Genomic DNA, 17960 nt, shown 5'->3' with positions numbered 1-17960 from the left:
TCGCGTTTAAATTGGTTAATCCCACCCGCCCACCCGGTTTTGAGTCTGGAGTCGCGTTTTGGCAAAAAGTTTTTCCCACATAATAAATAAAACCGACAGAGTTTATTTACTCCATCGGTCTGTAATTTACAAGTTCAAATAATTTGTTCGTTAAAAATTTACTGTGAAATCGCACTTACCGGGCAGGTTGATACACATGTCCCGCACTCTACGCAAGCAGCTGCATCAACTTTCGCTTTTCCGTCTGCTACAGAAATTGCTGATACCGGGCAGGCTGATACACAAGACTCGCAACCTACACAAACATCCTGATCTACTACTGCTTTTGCCATAATGAAGACCTCCTCAACTAAATTCTTGTATCAATCGTTTTGCTAACAAGTCCCTCTAACCTGTTAACGTTTTGCATTATATCACAAAAATTTACTGCCTGCGAATAACTACACTGTTTGCATGAGCCGTCAAGCCTTCAGATCTGGCAAAATTTTCAATATCGTGCGAGGCCTTATTTAATGCTTCAGGGCTGTAATAAATAAATTGCGACTTCTTCACGAAATCATCAACTGATAACGGGCTCGAAAATCTTGCAGTCCCCATCGTCGGCAGAGTGTGATTCGGTCCTGCGTAATAGTCTCCGAGTGCTTCAGGTGAATTACGGCCGAGAAATATTGAACCTGCATTGACAATTTTTCCCGCTGTCAGCCATTCAAAAGCGTTTTCCACGCATAATTCTAAGTGTTCAGGTGCGATTTCGTTTGCAAGATTTATAGCTTCATCAAGAGTCTTCACAAGAATAATTCTCCCGTTTTTGTTGATTGACTCGCGGGCTATTTCTTGACGTTCGAGCTTCAATAATTGTATTTCGATTTCGTCGGCTACACTTTTTGCCAAGCGTTTAGAGTTCGTGATTAATATTGCAGTCGCGAGTCTATCGTGTTCGGCCTGTGCTAACATGTCTGCTGCCAAATGTGCCGGATAATTATGTTTGTCGGCTATAATTAAAATTTCACTTGGCCCCGCAATCATGTCAATTGCAACCCGCCCGAAGACTTGACGTTTTGCCTCAGCTACGTAAATATTTCCCGGCCCTACGATTTTATCAACGCGCTTTATTGTTTGAGTCCCGTATGCAAATGCTGCGATTGCCTGAGCTCCTCCCATTTTGAAAATTTTATCTACTCCGGCAACGTGTGCAGCCGCTATTATTTCATTCTTGACTTCAGGAGGAGTCGCAATAAAAATTTCTTTGCAGCCTGCGATTTTTGCGGGAATTGCATTCATTAAGACGCTTGAAGGATATGAAGCAGTACCGCCGGGAACATAGAGTCCGACTCTTTCAAGCGGGATAATTTTTTGTCCGAGTATTACGCCTTCTTTGTCAGAATAAATAAATCCTGTTCTGACTTGTTTAGAGTGGAAGTTATAAATATTTTCTGCCGCACGTTTGAGCATGTCAATATATTCACTGCCGACAGCTTTTAACGCGCATTTTGTCTCAAATTCACTGACTACGAGCGAATGAATTTTTACGCCGTCAAATTCTTTCTCGAAATTGATAATTGCTTGATCTCCTTCTTTGGCTACGGAGTCAATTATTTTGCTGACAGTTTTTATAAATGTCTGACTCATAGCTCTTGTTTCCTTGCGTGAAAAATTTTGTGAATCAGTTATCGTTATCAATTTTTGAGCCTCCTTCATAATAAATAATTTATAACGGTTTTAGCTAGTTGTCCATTTGTAAATTATAAATCAGAATTTATCAGCGTTTTTGAGTCTCGTTAAAATTTCGTTTATTGCCTCACACTTAAATTTATAAGCTGACTTATTAGCAATTAACCGCGCGCTTAAATCTGCAATATAATTTATGACCGACAAATTATTTTCGCGCAAAGTAGTCCCGGTTTCTACTATATCAACTATGACATCAGAGAGTCCCAGCACCGGCGCAAGTTCAAGAGACCCACGCAGAGTAATAATATCAATTTCGCGGCCAAGACTTGAATAATAATTTTGCGCTATATTCGGAAATTCAGTAGCAACCCGCAAAATTTTTGACTCGTCGTCAACAAAATCATTTTTCGCAGCAACAGCCATTCTGCAAAAACCTGCTTTCAAGTCAGCAAGCTCGTAAACATCCGGATTTCGTTCGAGTAAAATATCTTTGCCAGCACAGCCTATATCAGCCGTCCCCCTTTCGACATAAACAGGAACATCAAACGGTTTGACCCAGAAACAGCGCATATTTAATGACTCATTCTCGAAAACGAGTCTGCGATTATTATCAAGTATTCCGGGAAATTCATAGCCTGCCGACTCAAAAAGTTTATAGACTCTTACGCCGAGTCTGCCTTTGGGTAACGCGATATTAATCACTTGTCAACGCCTCCAGATAATCAAGATATACAGCAAAGCCGATAGCTTTAGAGTCTTTATGTCCCATTGAGTGAAGCAAAATATCATATTGACCGCCTGATAAAATGCTGTCCGGAACTCCTTCGATGAAGCCGCGAAAGATTATCCCGTTGTAATAATTTAAGTTGCTTACTGCTGAGAAATCTATATTTATTGTGTTGGGATAAATTTTTTGAAGTTCGGCGAGTTCGGCAGGTTTTGACTCACCTGTCATGAGATTTATAATTTCGTCGGGAGCGTTTAAATCCTTCAATCCGTGAATATTTTTCTCTGCTATGCACTTCATAATTTCGTGTTTATTGCTGTCGTGAATAAATTTTGCGATTAGTCCTGCGTCTGCGATGTCGAGAATGTAACGCCGTCCGCCCGCTAAAGTTTCGAGACTCTTTACAGCAAGTTCTATGACTTCATAAATATTTTTGCGGTCAAGTGAGCCGATACACTCAATGCCTGCTTGTGATAATTCCCGGAAGTTGTTTGCGTTTTTCGGGACTCTATAAATTTTCTCGTCATAAAAAAATTTCTGTACCTGGTCGGGAATTGCTTTAATGTGCTTAATTATCGATAATGTTACGTCAGGACGCAGAGCCATTAATTTGCCGTTAATGTCCGTGAAGGTTAAAATATTTCTCGACGTTAAGAAATCTTTCTTGTTCGCGTAAAAATCGTATTCTTCAAATCTGCTCATTCTGTAAAATTTGTAACCGTATTGAGAATAAATTTTGCGCAAGTTTAATGCTGCTTTCTCTTCCGGTCTGAGCTGTTCTAGTGTCATAATAGCCTCCTAAATTTATATTTATATGTCAGCACACATGAATACTTGTAAAAACTTTTCGTTGTTCGCGCTACCCCTTCAATTCGGGTGGGTGGGTGGGCGGGACGAACGTATTCGCGCGATAAATTAACTGCATTGGATCTGAATTATCGGCCAAATATTTTTGCTGCATATAAGCTCCTTTTTTGCGGTAATTATATAGTAAATACACTTGAATATGTAATTTCTGCTGTGAGCGGCACCTGTTGTAAAAAGTTTTTCGCCTTTGACTTTGCTGTTATATAATCTAAAGTGTTTTGTTAAATTATATTAGCTGCATATAAGCTCGTAAAAATTTTATATTTCCGGTAATAACAGCACAGAGTTAAATTCTACATGCTGTGATTGCGTAAAATAAAATCGTTGTGCCCCTGATAAATTAATTGCTGTATATATAAAAAGTTTATAGCTTGTGTGAGGGGGAACCCCCAAAGCCCGTTCCCCCTTGCCCCCCTCCCCGCCCATGAGTCGCGCAAATTAAGTGTATTTGATATAAGCTCGTAAAAATTTTATGTTGCCGGTAATAATAGCACATACTGAAATTCTACATGCTATAATTGCGTAAAATAAAATCGTTAAGTATAACTACATAAATAATAATTGAGTCAGGAGGGGCTGAAAACTTGACAGATAATAACAGCAAAGAACCTCGTCGCGTGATACTTGCGCGGCACGGCCAAACTGAATGGAATAAAGAATACCGCTTTCAAGGCCGTACAAATGTGCAATTAACAGAAGAAGGCAAACGGCAGGCGCATTCTTTAGCGTTGAGGCTGGAGTCTTGGCCGCCTGAAGTTATTTACACAAGCCCGTTAGACAGAGCTTTATACACAGCAAATGCAATCGGCGAACGAGTGAACATAAAGCCTATAGTACTTGCTGAATTACAAGAAATAAATTTTGCAGGCTGGGAAGGTCAATCAATTGCAGGACTTGAACGCGACCAACACGAAAATTTTGCAAAGTGGCGCGCAGACCCATTTTTTAACCCTCCTGCAGGTGCTGAAACATGGGAACAGATTTATTCGCGTCTTTCACGAGCTGTAAAAACTTTTCTCGATGGCCCCTACAAAAAAATTGTTGTGGTCTCTCACGGCGGAATAATGCGGGCTTTATACGCGGTGTTTACGGGCTTGAATCCTCATAAAGTTTGGAATATGGACGTATCTAATTGTGCAATCAGCGGCGTTGAAATGCGTCGAGGCCGTCCCTGTCTCGTATTCTCGAATGATAATTTACACGTCAGAGCAGGCGAATCAGGCGAAAAAATGCCCGTCTGGGAAGGTGTAACAATATGAGTCTTGATCCCGAACGAGAAAAAATTTTATGGCAGCTTTGCACAAACGGAGATATTGACGCGCGCGAAGAATTAATAGTCGCATATAGGCCGTTAGTTTTCTGGATCGCTGGAAAAATTCACGTTACCGACAATGAATTAAAGCAGGATATTATACAAGAAGGAATGTTAGCTTTGATTCGTGCGGTTGATAAATTTGAGCCTGAACGAGAATTTAAATTTTCAACATATGCATATCACAAGATTCACGGTCAAATTATAAATATGTTGGAACGCAGCGAGAAAAAAGCCCCTCTCCCTGTTCCTGATGAATGGCTCACATTAGCAGAAGAATCTGACTCAGATAGTGATAATAATGATGAATGGCTCGATGTTGCGCAGAGCATCAAGAAACTTGACGGTAAAGAAGCCGAAATTGTGTCAGCTCTATTCTTTGAGGGCAAGAAGCCTAAAGATGTAGCAGTCGAGAAAAAATTAGATGTCAGCCACGTTTATAGATTGAGACGTGCAGCAATTACAAAAATTCGCGGCTGGCTGGGTCTCGAACCGATAAAAGGAGTGTAAAAATTTTTGAGAAATCCTGTAGTAGTTGATAAAAGAGTCGCGGGTATTGTCCGATGGCTTGAGCGTCTGAAAAATTCTTACAGCGAAGGAGCTATGGAAGTCGCCTTAATGGATGCCGAGTGCGCCCGTGCAGATCTTGAAGATTTGCGGCAGGACGTATTTATAAATTGTTCAGGTGTCAAAGCGAATCCCATAACGAAATTTTTTGCGCAGTTCTTGCGTTCGTTGTTTCTTGCTGTATTAATTGTCATGCTTATGGTAGTGCCGATCTCGCGTGAAAATATTTCAGCACCGGTTTTGACAGAGACAGAGTCAAATAAAATCGTCTTGGCCGAACCGATAATAATAATCCGTGAGAGTAAGCCCGAACCTGTACAGCCTCCAAGACGAGCAGCAAGACGGCAGATAAATAATAAACCTCAGCCGGCACCCGAACGAACAGCAATAAAACCGGCACCAACTCCGGCAGTAAGCAAAAAAGTCCCTTACGAGCAAGTTTTATCACTCATGCAGACAGGCCAGCGCGCTCTAAAGGGCAGCAAAACAGTAATAATAAATAATAAATAGTTGCAATAAATCAAAAGGGGAGAAGTTAATTAAATCATGAGGCAGAAAATTTTTATATTTGCGTTGATAACGGCATTTATTGCGGGACTGGCTTTCACTGTCTGCGCTGAAGAAGTGCCGGAAATACAAATTACTTCAGTCGGAGTAACAGGAAATTCACAGATTACCAGCGAATATATTTTAAACGTGGTCGACACTAAGCCGGGAAAAGTCTTAAGCCGCGACATGATTCAGGCAGATATACAAGCAATTTACGATCAGGGCTTTTTTTCGTTCGTCGACGTTGATTTAAGACCTGAGGGCGGCGGAGCTTCTGTAATGTTCACGGTGCAGGAAAATCCGGTTATAGAATCAATTAATTTCACCGGCAACACGATTTATACAGCAGAAAAATTGATGGAAAATGTTTTCTCGCAGGTCGGGACAGTTTTTAACCGCACATTTTTCCGTCATGACTTGGACAGAATACAAGAACAGTATCACAAAGACGGTTATGTAATGGTGCGCGTTACTGATGTTCAGATTGAGGGCGGAAATATTTACGTTACCATTCTTGAACCTAAAATCGGCGATGTAATTATTCAGGGCAATAAGCGCACAAAAACTTATGTAATCAGGCGCGAAATAAAATTAGCGAAAGGCGACATTTTCAACGCTACAAAATTTCGTCATCAGTTGAATAAATTGCAGGGTCTTGGCTACTTTGAAGACGTAAACGTAAATTTTGATATTCCAGAAAATACTGATGATACAGTTGATATTATTCTCACGGTCAAAGAAAAGCGTACGGCCTCAATCGGATTAAATCTCGCATACGGGTCTGAAAGCGGTTTCTCAGGCGGTTTGACTTACAGCGACACAAATTTAAAGGGTAGAGGCGTAAATTTTCAAATCGGTTTCAACGAGGGCAAAGAAGCAAGTTATTGGGTTACTCTCTCGAATCCCTACATGGATGCAAAAACTTTCGGCTGGAGGATCGGCGCACGCTATAACACTTACGACGACAGATATTTTTACAAGCGCGGCAACAGACAATTTGAATTTGACGAAAAAAGCTGGTCGGTTTTCGCGGGAATAGGCCGTAAATTTTCAAATGAGGCGTGGAGCTGGTTCTTCACGTTGAGACATCAGCACACAGAATACAGCGATATTCAACGTGCTATACCCGGTTATGTCGATGATTTAACACCTTGGCAGGGAAATAACCAGACGGCCGAGCTTTTATTGACATGGAATAAATTAGACGAGTACGCTGCTTACCCTAAGGGCTTTATATGGGAGATCGGAGTCGAACAGGCTATGAGGGCTATCGGCGGTGATTTTAGTTACACTAAATATTGGACTCAGGCGAGATTATACGCGTCATTGAATAAATTAGTAGCTGGAATCGCTGATAATGATTTCAACTGGACGGACGAGAATCCGTTATTATTAGCTATGAGACTCAGAATAGGTTCTGCAACTAAGGACGATATACCAGCATTTGCAAAATATTCACTCGGAGGCATGAACACTTTGCGCGGTTATAGTTCGCGTGCATTTGAAGGGAGCAAAATGTTCTTAGGAAACGTCGAAATCAGAATGCCGGTAAATCAAATGTTCTCGATCGTAGCTTTTTACGACATAGGCAACGCTGACGAGTCATTTAAGTGGAATGATTATCACGACGACTACGGACTCGGCGTAAGAATAAAAACTCCCTTTGGAAATGTGCGTGTAGATTATGCTCACGGAGACGAGGAAAACAAGACTTATTTCGGGTTTGGCGAAATGTTTTAGTTTTCTGCTGATTTTCTGCTTCTCCCGATTTTGTCAGCCCTGTTATGCTTTGAGCGTCTCAGGAGTCCCCGATTGGCTGGAAAATGCAGTTACCCGCAGTCTTTCAGCTGTATGGTTGGAGATTCCTGACTCGCCCGAAATTGACAGAGAAGGGACTCTAACTCTTGTTGCTTCACGTTTATTTGCGGGATATTCTGTCAGCGTCAAACTTGTAAATAACTCTCCTGACGTAAAATTTACTGCAAAGTCTGACGAAATTATCAAGCCGGAAATAAAATTAAATGTTCCGGAATTACGCGAGATGGCCTCAAAATGGTTTATTAGTGATATTGCAGGAATGGACAAGAAAATTTTTGCGCTTGTTGAGAAATTGCCGCAAAGTGCTTTTACATGGTCGGACGAGGCACTAAAGGAGGCAGTCAGCAAAATAATAAATTCAGCTCTTCCGGGGTGGGAGTTCTCGCAGCAAATTTTTATCTCGGAAAATTCTACGCTGATAAATATAACTTTCAGGCCCGGTACAGATATGATTCTTGCAGTTAAGCCCGCTTTATTTTCTCGAACTATTCCGGCGATGTTCAGGACGGATTTAGAAGCTAAATTGCTCCCCGAATTAGCACCCTTAATCGGAATCCCGGTAAAATGGGCGCAGCTTCATAAACGCGATATTGAACGGACAGCACGCGAATTTCTTGAGGATAAACACTCAGTCGAGAATTTAAAAGCTGATGTTACTATAAATTTTTCACCCGGTAAAATTTCAGGCATTGACGCAAACGTTGACAGCAAAAATTTCACGTTTCAAATGTGGGTCGCAGCTTATGCAGGAATCGAAGGCAAATATCCCGAAGCAGGAGTTTTTTTCGGCTATGATCCCGATATGAAGTTCAACGCAGGAATCTACGCGGAATTAATTTTTTCCCTTAACGACTTTGACATAACAAGACGACTCGGCGCACGCTTTGAATTATTAAATAATTTCTGGGCAGGAGTCGAGATTCAATGGCCGGAGAACGAATATTTTATCAGAGCTCAATATATCCCCGTGAAAATCCGCCGTCCTTATGCGTTATGGCGCTGGAGTCCTAAACTTGAACAGCACGAGGCCGCAATCGGTTATAGAATCGATGAACATGTTTCGATCGAGATTTATTATAATGACTCAAACAGTGATAAATTAGGCGTGCGGGGAATGTGGCATTTATAAAATTTTAAAGGAGGAGATTATTATTAATTTATTGGAAATAGCAACGAGATTGAACGATCCGAAAATTTCTGTGATAGGCAATAAGGAACGCGAAATAAAGCGAATTTCAAGCCCTGAGGACGCAGACAAAGACTCACTTTGCGTAATATGGGACGTTAAAGCATGTGAGAATTTAAGCCCCGATATAGCAGTCGCCGCAAAAAAAGAGTCCTTCACTCATAATCAAGACGGAATAATTTGTGATAACCCGCGAGCTTTACTCCCGAAATTATTAGCTTTATTCGATGATTCACACGATAAATTAACCGGCATTGATCCCCGCGCGTGTGTCTCGTCGAGTGCGAAAATTGCTGATGATTCATATGTTGCCCCGTTCGCCTTTGTTGGTGATAATTGCGTAATAGACTCAGGCAGCATTATAGAGCCTCATGCAGTTTTGCTAAAAAATGTAAGAGTTGGCAAAAATTGTTTGATTCATTCGGGTGCTGTGATAGGCTGCGACGGTTTTGGCTTTGTGCGCGAGAAAGACTCAATTGTGAAGATTCCTCAAACCGGCGGAGTAATAATCGGTGATAATGTCGAGATAGGAGCATGCACAACTATTGACCGTGCTGCAATGAATGATACTGTAATAGGCAGCGGCACAAAAATAGATAATCACGTTCAAATCGGCCATAATGTGAAAATCGGCAAAAATTGTATTATCTGCTCAATGTCGGGCATAGCAGGAAGTTCAATAATTGATGACAACGTTACAATTTCAGTGCAGGCCGGAATAACAGATCATGTTCATATCGGAGAGCGCACGATAATAGCTGCCCGTTCAGGTGTTACAAATGACATAATGCCAAATTCTATTGTGTCAGGTTTCCCCGCAAGAAATCACAACGACTCAAAACGCGCACTAGTTCTCGCCGCAGATTTGCCAGCACTATATAAACGCGTGAGAATCTTAGAGAAAAAGTTGCAAAAAAATGACTCTTAACGGGAAAATATTATTAGAAGGTGTCGGACTTCATTCCGGCAAAAATTGCGAGTTAATTATATCGCCCAGTGATTCGCCTGAAATTATAATGAACGGCCAGCCCTTGCGAAAATTGAAGTTAAGCGGCACAAACAGAGGCTCTGATTATATTTTCAGTGATGACTCAAGGGTTCGGACGTGTGAGCATGTTTTATCGGCTCTTGCTGGTTTGGGAATCTGGTCGGGCGTAGAATTAACTGTAAATGGCGGAGAAATGCCAGCGTTAGACGGTTGCGCAAAAATGGTCTGTGATGAAATTATTAAGCACTCTGACAAATTAGAAAGCGTGAAGGTTGATTCACTTGAGATTTCAGAGCCGGTTATAATTTCAAACGATGACAAAACGCGATTTATAGCGGCCTTCCCGTGTGATAATCTGCATATTACATATACGGTCGAATATAAATTTATCGGCGCTCAAGTGATGGACTATGATTATTCGCCGGAAAATTATTTAAACGGGATTGCGGGCGCGAGAACTTTTGCATACGAGTCAGATATAAATTATTTGCGTTCTCATGGCATGGCGTTAGGCGGTTCGCTTGATAATGCAGTAGTAATCGGCGAGTCAGGCGTTACAGCAGCAGGAGGACTCCGCTGGGAAAATGAATTTGTCAGACACAAAATTTTGGATTTAATCGGGGATTTAGCAGCAATAGGCCGCCCCCTGAAAGCACATATAATAGCAGTTAGAGCGGGTCATGAGTTACACTTAAAGCTCGCGCAAAAATTGAGAGGAGAATAAATCTTTATGGCTGAACTAGACATACTCGAAATAATGAAGATTTTAAAGCAGCGTTATCCGTTCTTGATGGTCGACAGAATCACAGATTATGACGATACACACATAACGGGCTATAAAAATGTAACTATCAATGAGCCGTTTTTTCAGGGACATTTTCCCGGAGATCCTACAATGCCGGGCGTAATGATTCTTGAGAGTATGGGACAAGTAGCTTCTGTAATGGTCGGAATAAAACTCGGCAAAGAAGGACTCAACAAAATAGCATTTCTCGCCGGAATCGATAACGCAAGATTCAGAAAGCCCGTCAAGCCCGGTGATAAGCTCGTAACAAAAGCTGAATTACTCAAGGTCCGCAGCACTTCAGGAAAAGCAAAAGTCGTCGGCTACGTCAATGATGAAGTTGTTGCAGAAGGCGAGTTTTTGTTCATGCTGGGCAGCACTCTAACAAAGAAGGAGGCATAAAGAATTTGAGCGTTAAAATTCATCCAACGTCAATAGTTTCAAGCAAGGCGGAATTAGGCGACGGAGTAATTATCGGCCCTTTCTGCTTGATTGACTCAGAAGTAAAAATCGGCGCAAACACTGAATTAAAAGCGTATGTCAGCATTCATAATCATGTCTCAATCGGTGAAAACTGCACAATCTGTGAATATACTGCGCTTGGCGGAGACCCTCAAGATCACGGCTATAAAGGTGAAGTCTCATATTTGAGAATCGGCAGTAATAATTTAATCCGCGAAAATGTTACTATGAACCGCGCAACCGGCGAAGGAAATTCTACAATCGTGGGCGATAACTGCTTTATCATGGACGGGGTACACTTTGCGCACAATGTTCATGTCGGCGATTATGTTACAGTTGCAAATAAAGTCGGCTTATCGGGATTTGTGAGCGTCGGAAGTCATACAGTTTTCGGAGGTATGGCCGGAGTTCATCAATTTGTGAGAATCGGCGAATATTGCATGATAGGCGGTTTGTTCAGAGTCGTTAAAGATGTCCCGCATTACACTTTAGCGTCTGGGGATCCTTTGAGATTGACGGGCTTAAATAAAGTGGGACTCGAACGCGCCGGATTTACAGCTGAGACGAGAAAAGAAATTTATAAATTTTATCGCGAGTTATACAAGAAAGATTCAAGATTTACAGACTCGTTAAATGACGCAATCAGCCGTAAATCTGAATATATACCGGAAATCAGACACATAATAGAATTTTACGAGAACTCTAAAAGGGGTGTAACATTCTGGGGCGTTTAATGTATAATTCTGATATTCTCATAGATAATTAAATCAAGAACGGAGGTCTATTTTTATGCAGGAACGTAAGATAGTAAATATCCCGTCATTAATCAGCGATTATTACACGCTCGCTCCTAATCCTGACGACAAGACTCAGCTTGTTTCATTCGGGACATCAGGTCATCGCGGAAGTTCTGCACTTCACAGCTTTAACGAGGCTCATATTATGGCAATTGCTCAAGCCGTTTACGAGCACAGGACAGCCGAGAAAATACCCGGACCCTTGTACATCGGAGCAGACACTCACGCACTAAGTGAACCCGCAATGAGAACTTGTGTAGAAGTCTTAGCAGCTAACGGCGTTGAAATAATCTTGCAGGAAAATTTTGCGCCGACTCCGACTCCTGTTGTATCGCGTGCAATCCTCGAACACAACAGAACGCCCGGAAAAAAGCAGGCTGACGGAATGGTAATAACTCCTTCTCACAACCCCCCAACCGACGGAGGAATCAAATATGACCCGCCAAGCGGAGGCCCTGCAAGCCCTGAAATAACAAGCAAGATTCAAGGCAGAGCAAATGAGCTTATCAAGTCCGGCGAATTTAAGCAGATTAAACGAGTCCCATTTGAGCGCGCAATTAAACTCGATAACGTACATTTTGAAGATTATGTTATCCCTTATGTTAAAGCACTCGCAACCGTCGTCGACATGGAAGCAATCGCTAAATCAGGACTTCACATCGGCGCGGATCCTTTGGGAGGTTCAGGAATTTATTACTGGAAGCCCATAGCAGAAATTTACGGAATTAAGAATCTCGAAGTAGTCAACCCGAATTTAGACCCGACATTTTCATTTATGCCGCCCGATCATGACGGTAAAATCAGAATGGACTGCTCTTCACCGTTTGCAATGGCGAATTTAATCAAGCTGAAGGACTCATATGATATAGCTTTCGGCAATGACACAGACTACGACAGACACGGAATCGTAACGCCTCAAGGTCTCATGAATCCTAACGCATATTTGGCCGTAGCAGTGCAGCATTTATTTACGTCCCGCACAGGTTGGAAGCCTTATGCAGCTGTCGGAAAAACTGTCGTATCAAGTTCAATTATTGACCGCGTAACAGAAGGAATCGGCCGCAAATTATGTGAAGTCCCAGTAGGCTTTAAATGGTTTGTTGAAGGCTTGCTTGACGGTTCTATGGGCTTTGGCGGTGAAGAGAGTGCAGGAGCTTCATTCTTGTGCAAAGACGGTTCAGTATGGACAACTGACAAAGACGGCATAATTATGGATCTCTTAGCTTGCGAAATTACAGCTGTAACAGGAAAGAATCCCGCCCAGCATTACGACGATATAAAGGCGAAATACGGCACGAGCTTTTATGCACGAATTGACACGCCCGCAACTCCCGAACAAAAAGCGGCACTCGGCAAATTATCACCCGACGACATTAAAGCAGACACACTCGCAGGCGATAAAATTACGGCCAAGTTCACGAAAGCACCCGGAAATAATGCATCAATCGGCGGCCTAAAAGTTACGACTCAAAATGGCTGGTTTGCTGCACGTCCTTCAGGAACAGAAAATATTTGCAAGTTATATGCAGAAAGTTTCGTAAGTCCTGAGCACTTAAAGCAGATTCAGCAGGAAGCACAAGCAATAATCGCATAAAATCTCATAAAATATTGCTGTCCTCTCGTTAATATATGAGCAGGGCAGCTTTTATTTTGCGTTAAAATAATTCTGAATGAGTTCTAGCGTTATGAAACATAATTACTCCGCCGTCGTTATCGTCATATACTCGATAAACTAGCAGCAAGTCGCCTTTAACGTGGCATTCCCTGAAATCTTGAAGTTCACCGCTTAATTGATGATCCTTCCATTCAGGCGGTAAAGGCGCGTCATTAGCTATTAATAACATCATAGCTTGTTTTAATACGTTCATGTCATGTTTTCCTGAACGTGAAAGTCTTTCCCAGTCTTTAAGAAAAGTGCTCATCTTTTTTGAATCTCTGGGAAGTTTTGCGCGTTTTTTATCAGCAGTTTTTTTCTTGTCCGTCTTACTAGTCAATTTCATTCCTGCTGCTTTCTTTCTTGTTATGCCAGCTCTTCCAAAATTCCAAAAATTCCTGGCCTTCTGCAATGCTCCTTAACACATCGGGATTAGTAATTAATCTCCCCTCGTCGTACATGCGGTAAACTTTGAATCCCGGATTAGAGGCTTCGAGACGGCGTAATTTTTCCTCAGGCGATATTGTTTCCTGTTCTAATACTTCTGTTGCTGCCATAATAAATTATTCCTCCTTGAATACTTGTGAATCTTTTATGTTCATGCGATAAATTATTATATATTTTATAACAGGACACAGAAATTTATTAAAATAGTACCTGCAAAATATTTAATTCTTTCATAACGTGATAAAATTTTATTCGAGGTGATTTACTATCATGAAAACAGCAGCAATTTTCTTAATAGACGGCTTCGAAGAAACAGAAGCACTCACAACAGTAGATATTTTAAGGCGCGGCGGAGTAGTCGTAACTACAGTATCACTCACAGGACGACAAGAAGTCATCAGCAAAAATAAAATTCCCGTAAGAGCTGACTCAATGTTTGACTCGGTGAAAAACGAAAATTTTGACATGATAATTTTGCCGGGCGGGACTCTTGAAATCGCAAATCATGAAGGTTTGCAGGAGTTAATCAAGAAATATAACGCAGAAGGAAAATATATCGGCGCGATTTGTGCTGCTCCGGCTGCATTGGGTAAAGCTGGAGTCTTAGCTGGACGTAAAGCAGTGTGTTATCCGGGACTCGAACATCATTTAACGGGTGCGTCAAAGGGTTCTGAAATTGTCGAGACCGATGGACATATCACAACAGCAAAGGGGCCGGCTGTAACTCCGTTTTTTGCGTTGAAGCTGCTTGAGATTCTAGAGGGTAAAGCAATGGCAAATGAAGTCGCAGAAGGATTCTTGATTCCCCTCGTTTACACAAAATAGTGTATTGGCCGCTGCCGCCTCGCTCCCACCCACCCCGCTCGGCGGCAGTTCAGACTTTATCGCAGAATATAACTTTCTGAACGTCTCAACATTTTTTCACGATCAAGCGGCTTAACGTTATTCACAATCCATTCACGCATTGACGCGCCTTCCTGTGTGTCCTGCGAAGATGAAAGAAATTCAAGCTCAATCCCCAAATTTTTAGCTACTTCATAAGCAATCAACGGCCAAACTTTGCCAATATCGCCTATAACCGGCAGACTTCCTTCATGACGTGCAAAAGCTGACATTTCCATTCTGAACGGTATTTTTGCGGCTTTAGTCTTCGGGAGTCCCTTGTCAATTGCTTCCTGAACAGTTTTATTTAACTCTACTGCACGGCGCAAATTTTCGTCTAAATCTATCCTGATTAAACTTTTTTCGCGCAAATTATATACAGCCTGCCCGGAATAATCTGCCCAAATTCCGTGTCCTGTGTAGCATTCAAATGGGCCGTCGTGAATCTCCTGAGTCAACGCAACAGCAGACTCAATTATCACATCACATGACGCAAGCATTCTCGAAATTCTCATAGATCTTTCTGAAACAGGAATAGAATCGCCTATCGACATTCCAACCGCACCGCCGCCAACTAACTGAGGAATCGTAACAAGAACGGGAACATTTTTTTTGTCAGCAGCTCCCAACATCGTTTTATCATCACAGCCCCAGCCCGCAACTTTTTCAAACGGGAGGCCGTAAATCCGCGCGAGACTCAATACTTCATGAGCAAGTCTCTCCGTCCTTAGTCCCATAGGATAGGCCATATTTCCGGCAGCTTTTATTATCTCGTTTAATTTCGGGAGATTCTGTCCGCGAGTCAATAAATCGTCGTCTAACGGCATTTCGCGCTTCAATGCGTTAATCTCACTCTCCGTCATGCAGGTAAACTCATAGACATCACCACGCGGCATTTTGCTTAAGTCCATTCCCAAAGATTTAGCGTCAACCCTGAAAACTTTATCGAGAGCACCGGCCATTTCGTGAGCAATTACAGCAGAACTCGTAGAAACAGCGTCAACGATTCCAACTCTAATTAATTCAGCAATAAGAGTCGTTACTCCCTCGTGAATGTTGGGCCCGCTTCCTGTTACGACCATTACCCGCCCGCCGTCTTGCTTTGTCTTTGTGATTACCTCAACGGCTTTATTGAGAGTCTCAAGGCTTCGAGAGTCAAGAGAGTCCCTGAAAAATTCAAGCTGTGAAAGCCCGAATAAATTTCGCATTTATATTACCTCCTTACACTTATAAAATTATTATCACACATAATAATAATCAGTGAGCGTGCAATAATGATTTCAGGAAAAATATATTTCCGCAAAATTAAATTTGACAAAATCGCGATGTTCAAGTAAAATTTCTTTCGTTGTGTTCCACAATAGCGCAATCGGCAGCGCGGATGACTGTTAATCATTAGGTTCCAGGTTCGAGTCCTGGTTGTGGAGCCAATTTTTTTGTGCTTTTATGGCTGTAGACGTTGTTAATTGTGATTCATTTTGTTTTCCTTTTCCTGACTTTCCTGAGCTTTTGACTTGAGTTATTGCTAATGAGTCAGAGGCTCGAATTTTTTTGCGCGTTTATATACATTTATGAGTCTTGATTTTGAGTGCTTGAGGGGGTAATCTTTGCCGAAATTGTTTATTTATAAAGAAAGCTGGATATGAATGCTAATAAAAATTTTACTTGTTCTATTATTCTTCGGGTTAATGCTTGGAATCGGTTTATATTGCCGCAGACATTCAGTTGACGTAAACGGGTTTGTCTTAGCAGATAGATCTGTCGGGCCTTGGCTGTCAGCGTTTGCATATGGGACAAGCTATTTTTCTGCTGTTGTCTTCGTTGGGTATGCAGGCCAGTTCGGGTGGCGTTACGGAGTTGCTGCTACGTGGGTCGGACTTGGGAATGCATTTATAGGCTCATTAATGGCATGGGCGGTGCTTGGCCGTCGTACAAGAATAATGAGTCAATATTTATCAAGTGCGACAATGCCTGATTTTTTCGGGAAGAGATTCACAAGTAATGCTCTGAAAATTGCTGCGTCAGTGATTTGCTTTGTGTTCCTGATACCTTATACTGCGAGTTTATATAACGGCTTGAGTCGTTTATTCGGGATGGCGTTCAAGATTGATTATTCATTGTGCGTTATTATTATGGCAGTCTTGACCGGAATTTATGTAATCGCAGGCGGATACATGGCGACGGCTATAAATGATTTCATTCAGGGAATAATTATGCTTGCGGGAATAATTGCGGTTGTTCTTGCAGTGCTTGAGAGTAAAGGCGGACTCTTTGAGGCATTAGCGGGAATATCAGAAATTGCAGATCCTAAAGCAGCTACAACTCTTGCAAAATCACGGGGAGTCTTTGCGTCATTCTTCGGGCCTGATCCTGTTAATTTGCTGGGAGTAATAATTTTAACGAGTCTCGGCACGTGGGGACTTCCTCAAATGGTGCAGAAATTTTACGCGATAAAGAACGAGAGCGATATTTCAAAAGGTACGATTATATCAACTTTATTTGCGCTTGTAGTTGCGGGAGGCTGTTATTTTCTGGGCGGTTTCGGACGTTTGTTCACGTCGCAATTAGATCCGGCCGGTTTGGGAGTTCCTGTTGAAGGCTATGACTCAGTAATTCCGGTTATGTTGTCTGGACTGCCTGATATTTTGCTGGGAGTTGTCGTAATTCTTGTATTATCGGCTTCAATGTCGACTCTTTCATCGTTAGTGCTTGCGTCAAGTTCGACCCTGACTCTTGATTTGCTGAAGGATCACGTAATAAAGCAAATGGACGAGAAGAAGCAATTATTTATTATGAGAGTCTTAATCGTGATATTTATAGCAATTTCCGTTATATTAGCTTTGATTCAGTATAAATCAAATGTTACGTTTATTGCGCAGTTAATGGGAGTCTCGTGGGGAGCACTGGCGGGGGCATTCTTAGCACCGTTTATGTACAGTCTTTATTGGAGGGGAGTCAGTAAATTATCATGCTGGGTAAATTTTTTATTCTCAAGCGTTGTAATGACCGCAAATATTTTCGTGCGTGCTGATTTTCCCGTCTTGCTGCAATCACCCATTAATGCCGGAGCTTTCTGCATGTTAGCGGGATTTATTATCGTTCCGGTTATAAGCATTCTCACGCCCAAACCTGACAAAAAATTTGTTGATGATGCATTCTCGTGCTACACAAAGACAGTTACTGTCAGACAGTCTAGCGCGCTGGGTGATGAGTAATAAAATTTTTGCCTGTCCGTGTTACCGGGCGGGC

Annotated in this window: 20 protein-coding genes and 1 tRNA gene; 13 read left to right on the top strand and 8 right to left on the bottom strand. The window is 41.9% G+C overall.

Going from position 1 to position 17960, the window contains the following annotated elements:
• Positions 1-158: 158 nt before the first annotated feature.
• The 5 genes from IJT21_09085 to IJT21_09065 form a co-directional block, all read right to left on the bottom strand.
• The gene (locus tag IJT21_09085) at positions 159-332 is read right to left on the bottom strand and encodes a 4Fe-4S binding protein (GenBank protein ID MBQ7578404.1); all 174 of its coding nucleotides are present in this window, start codon (positions 330-332) and stop codon (positions 159-161) included.
• Positions 333-423: 91 nt separating this feature from the next.
• Positions 424-1629 (bottom strand): histidinol dehydrogenase, encoded by a 1206-nt coding sequence (hisD, locus tag IJT21_09080; protein ID MBQ7578403.1) that lies wholly within the window; start codon positions 1627-1629, stop codon positions 424-426.
• A gap of 120 nt (positions 1630-1749) precedes the next feature.
• Positions 1750-2373, bottom strand: a complete 624-nt coding sequence (locus tag IJT21_09075) for an ATP phosphoribosyltransferase (GenBank protein ID MBQ7578402.1) — start codon at positions 2371-2373, stop codon at positions 1750-1752.
• Complete coding sequence (locus IJT21_09070; GenBank protein ID MBQ7578401.1) at positions 2366-3187, bottom strand: ATP phosphoribosyltransferase regulatory subunit; 822 nt, start codon at positions 3185-3187, stop codon at positions 2366-2368. The genes IJT21_09075 and IJT21_09070 overlap by 8 nt, the downstream gene beginning before the upstream one ends.
• Before the next feature lie 371 nt (positions 3188-3558).
• A complete protein-coding gene (locus IJT21_09065; protein ID MBQ7578400.1) occupies positions 3559-3702 on the bottom strand; it encodes a hypothetical protein in 144 nt (47 codons plus the stop codon).
• 147 nt (positions 3703-3849) lie between these two features.
• On the opposite strand from IJT21_09065, the gene IJT21_09060 reads away from it, so the two are divergent.
• From IJT21_09060 to pgm, 10 genes are read left to right on the top strand one after another with little or no spacing between them, the layout of a single operon-like run.
• A complete protein-coding gene (locus tag IJT21_09060; GenBank protein ID MBQ7578399.1) occupies positions 3850-4524 on the top strand; it encodes a histidine phosphatase family protein in 675 nt (224 codons plus the stop codon).
• On the top strand, positions 4521-5087 hold the full coding sequence (locus IJT21_09055; GenBank protein ID MBQ7578398.1) for a sigma-70 family RNA polymerase sigma factor: 567 nt from the start codon (positions 4521-4523) through the stop codon (positions 5085-5087). The genes IJT21_09060 and IJT21_09055 overlap by 4 nt, the downstream gene beginning before the upstream one ends.
• Positions 5088-5093: 6 nt before the next feature.
• The gene (locus IJT21_09050) at positions 5094-5654 is read left to right on the top strand and encodes a hypothetical protein (protein ID MBQ7578397.1); all 561 of its coding nucleotides are present in this window, start codon (positions 5094-5096) and stop codon (positions 5652-5654) included.
• A gap of 36 nt (positions 5655-5690) precedes the next feature.
• A complete protein-coding gene (locus IJT21_09045; protein MBQ7578396.1) occupies positions 5691-7433 on the top strand; it encodes a BamA/TamA family outer membrane protein in 1743 nt (580 codons plus the stop codon).
• A gap of 49 nt (positions 7434-7482) precedes the next feature.
• Complete coding sequence (locus tag IJT21_09040; GenBank protein ID MBQ7578395.1) at positions 7483-8640, top strand: hypothetical protein; 1158 nt, start codon at positions 7483-7485, stop codon at positions 8638-8640.
• Positions 8641-8671: 31 nt separating this feature from the next.
• Positions 8672-9625: a UDP-3-O-(3-hydroxymyristoyl)glucosamine N-acyltransferase gene (gene lpxD / locus IJT21_09035; protein MBQ7578394.1), complete on the top strand. Its 954-nt coding sequence runs from the start codon at positions 8672-8674 to the stop codon at positions 9623-9625.
• Entirely contained in the window at positions 9615-10409 is a 795-nt protein-coding gene (gene lpxC / locus IJT21_09030) for a UDP-3-O-[3-hydroxymyristoyl] N-acetylglucosamine deacetylase (GenBank protein MBQ7578393.1), read from the top strand. The genes lpxD and lpxC overlap by 11 nt, the downstream gene beginning before the upstream one ends.
• 6 nt (positions 10410-10415) lie before the next feature.
• Complete coding sequence (fabZ, locus tag IJT21_09025) at positions 10416-10871, top strand: 3-hydroxyacyl-ACP dehydratase FabZ (GenBank protein ID MBQ7578392.1); 456 nt, start codon at positions 10416-10418, stop codon at positions 10869-10871.
• A 5-nt stretch (positions 10872-10876) separates the two neighbouring features.
• Complete coding sequence (lpxA, locus tag IJT21_09020) at positions 10877-11665, top strand: acyl-ACP--UDP-N-acetylglucosamine O-acyltransferase (GenBank protein MBQ7578391.1); 789 nt, start codon at positions 10877-10879, stop codon at positions 11663-11665.
• Between the two features lie 55 nt (positions 11666-11720).
• Positions 11721-13322 (top strand): phosphoglucomutase (alpha-D-glucose-1,6-bisphosphate-dependent), encoded by a 1602-nt coding sequence (pgm, locus tag IJT21_09015; protein MBQ7578390.1) that lies wholly within the window; start codon positions 11721-11723, stop codon positions 13320-13322.
• A gap of 61 nt (positions 13323-13383) precedes the next feature.
• Here pgm and IJT21_09010 read toward each other — a convergent pair whose 3' ends face one another.
• Entirely contained in the window at positions 13384-13722 is a 339-nt protein-coding gene (locus tag IJT21_09010) for a type II toxin-antitoxin system YafQ family toxin (protein ID MBQ7578389.1), read from the bottom strand.
• Positions 13715-13939: a hypothetical protein gene (locus IJT21_09005; GenBank protein ID MBQ7578388.1), complete on the bottom strand. Its 225-nt coding sequence runs from the start codon at positions 13937-13939 to the stop codon at positions 13715-13717. Before IJT21_09005 ends, IJT21_09010 begins: the two co-directional genes overlap by 8 nt.
• A gap of 160 nt (positions 13940-14099) precedes the next feature.
• On the opposite strand from IJT21_09005, the gene IJT21_09000 reads away from it, so the two are divergent.
• Complete coding sequence (locus tag IJT21_09000; GenBank protein MBQ7578387.1) at positions 14100-14654, top strand: DJ-1/PfpI family protein; 555 nt, start codon at positions 14100-14102, stop codon at positions 14652-14654.
• A 56-nt stretch (positions 14655-14710) separates the two neighbouring features.
• Here the strand turns inward: IJT21_09000 and IJT21_08995 are convergent, their stop codons facing one another.
• Positions 14711-15919 (bottom strand): deoxyhypusine synthase family protein, encoded by a 1209-nt coding sequence (locus IJT21_08995; protein MBQ7578386.1) that lies wholly within the window; start codon positions 15917-15919, stop codon positions 14711-14713.
• Between the two features lie 146 nt (positions 15920-16065).
• On the opposite strand from IJT21_08995, the gene IJT21_08990 reads away from it, so the two are divergent.
• Both IJT21_08990 and IJT21_08985 read left to right on the top strand, forming a co-directional pair.
• Positions 16066-16141 (top strand) — tRNA-Asn (locus IJT21_08990).
• 216 nt (positions 16142-16357) lie between these two features.
• Positions 16358-17926: a sodium:solute symporter family protein gene (locus tag IJT21_08985; protein MBQ7578385.1), complete on the top strand. Its 1569-nt coding sequence runs from the start codon at positions 16358-16360 to the stop codon at positions 17924-17926.
• The last annotated feature ends 34 nt before the right edge of the window (positions 17927-17960 follow it).

This window comes from Synergistaceae bacterium (assembly GCA_017443945.1).
Classification (GTDB): Bacteria; Synergistota; Synergistia; order Synergistales; family Aminobacteriaceae; genus JAFUXM01.
Note: the sequence above shows the minus strand (reverse complement) of the source record. Positions and strands in the feature narration are given on the sequence as shown.

Coding starts and splice junctions, on each gene's coding strand:
- fabZ (MBQ7578392.1), top strand. CDS start 10,416: ATGGCTGAACTAGACATACTCGAAATAATGAAGATTTTAAAGCAGCGT.
- hisD (MBQ7578403.1), bottom strand. CDS start 1,629: ATGAGTCAGACATTTATAAAAACTGTCAGCAAAATAATTGACTCCGTA.
- IJT21_09000 (MBQ7578387.1), top strand. CDS start 14,100: ATGAAAACAGCAGCAATTTTCTTAATAGACGGCTTCGAAGAAACAGAA.
- pgm (MBQ7578390.1), top strand. CDS start 11,721: ATGCAGGAACGTAAGATAGTAAATATCCCGTCATTAATCAGCGATTAT.
- IJT21_09055 (MBQ7578398.1), top strand. CDS start 4,521: ATGAGTCTTGATCCCGAACGAGAAAAAATTTTATGGCAGCTTTGCACA.
- IJT21_09070 (MBQ7578401.1), bottom strand. CDS start 3,187: ATGACACTAGAACAGCTCAGACCGGAAGAGAAAGCAGCATTAAACTTG.
- lpxC (MBQ7578393.1), top strand. CDS start 9,615: ATGACTCTTAACGGGAAAATATTATTAGAAGGTGTCGGACTTCATTCC.
- IJT21_09005 (MBQ7578388.1), bottom strand. CDS start 13,939: ATGGCAGCAACAGAAGTATTAGAACAGGAAACAATATCGCCTGAGGAA.
- IJT21_08995 (MBQ7578386.1), bottom strand. CDS start 15,919: ATGCGAAATTTATTCGGGCTTTCACAGCTTGAATTTTTCAGGGACTCT.
- IJT21_09045 (MBQ7578396.1), top strand. CDS start 5,691: ATGAGGCAGAAAATTTTTATATTTGCGTTGATAACGGCATTTATTGCG.
- IJT21_08985 (MBQ7578385.1), top strand. CDS start 16,358: ATGCTAATAAAAATTTTACTTGTTCTATTATTCTTCGGGTTAATGCTT.
- IJT21_09085 (MBQ7578404.1), bottom strand. CDS start 332: ATGGCAAAAGCAGTAGTAGATCAGGATGTTTGTGTAGGTTGCGAGTCT.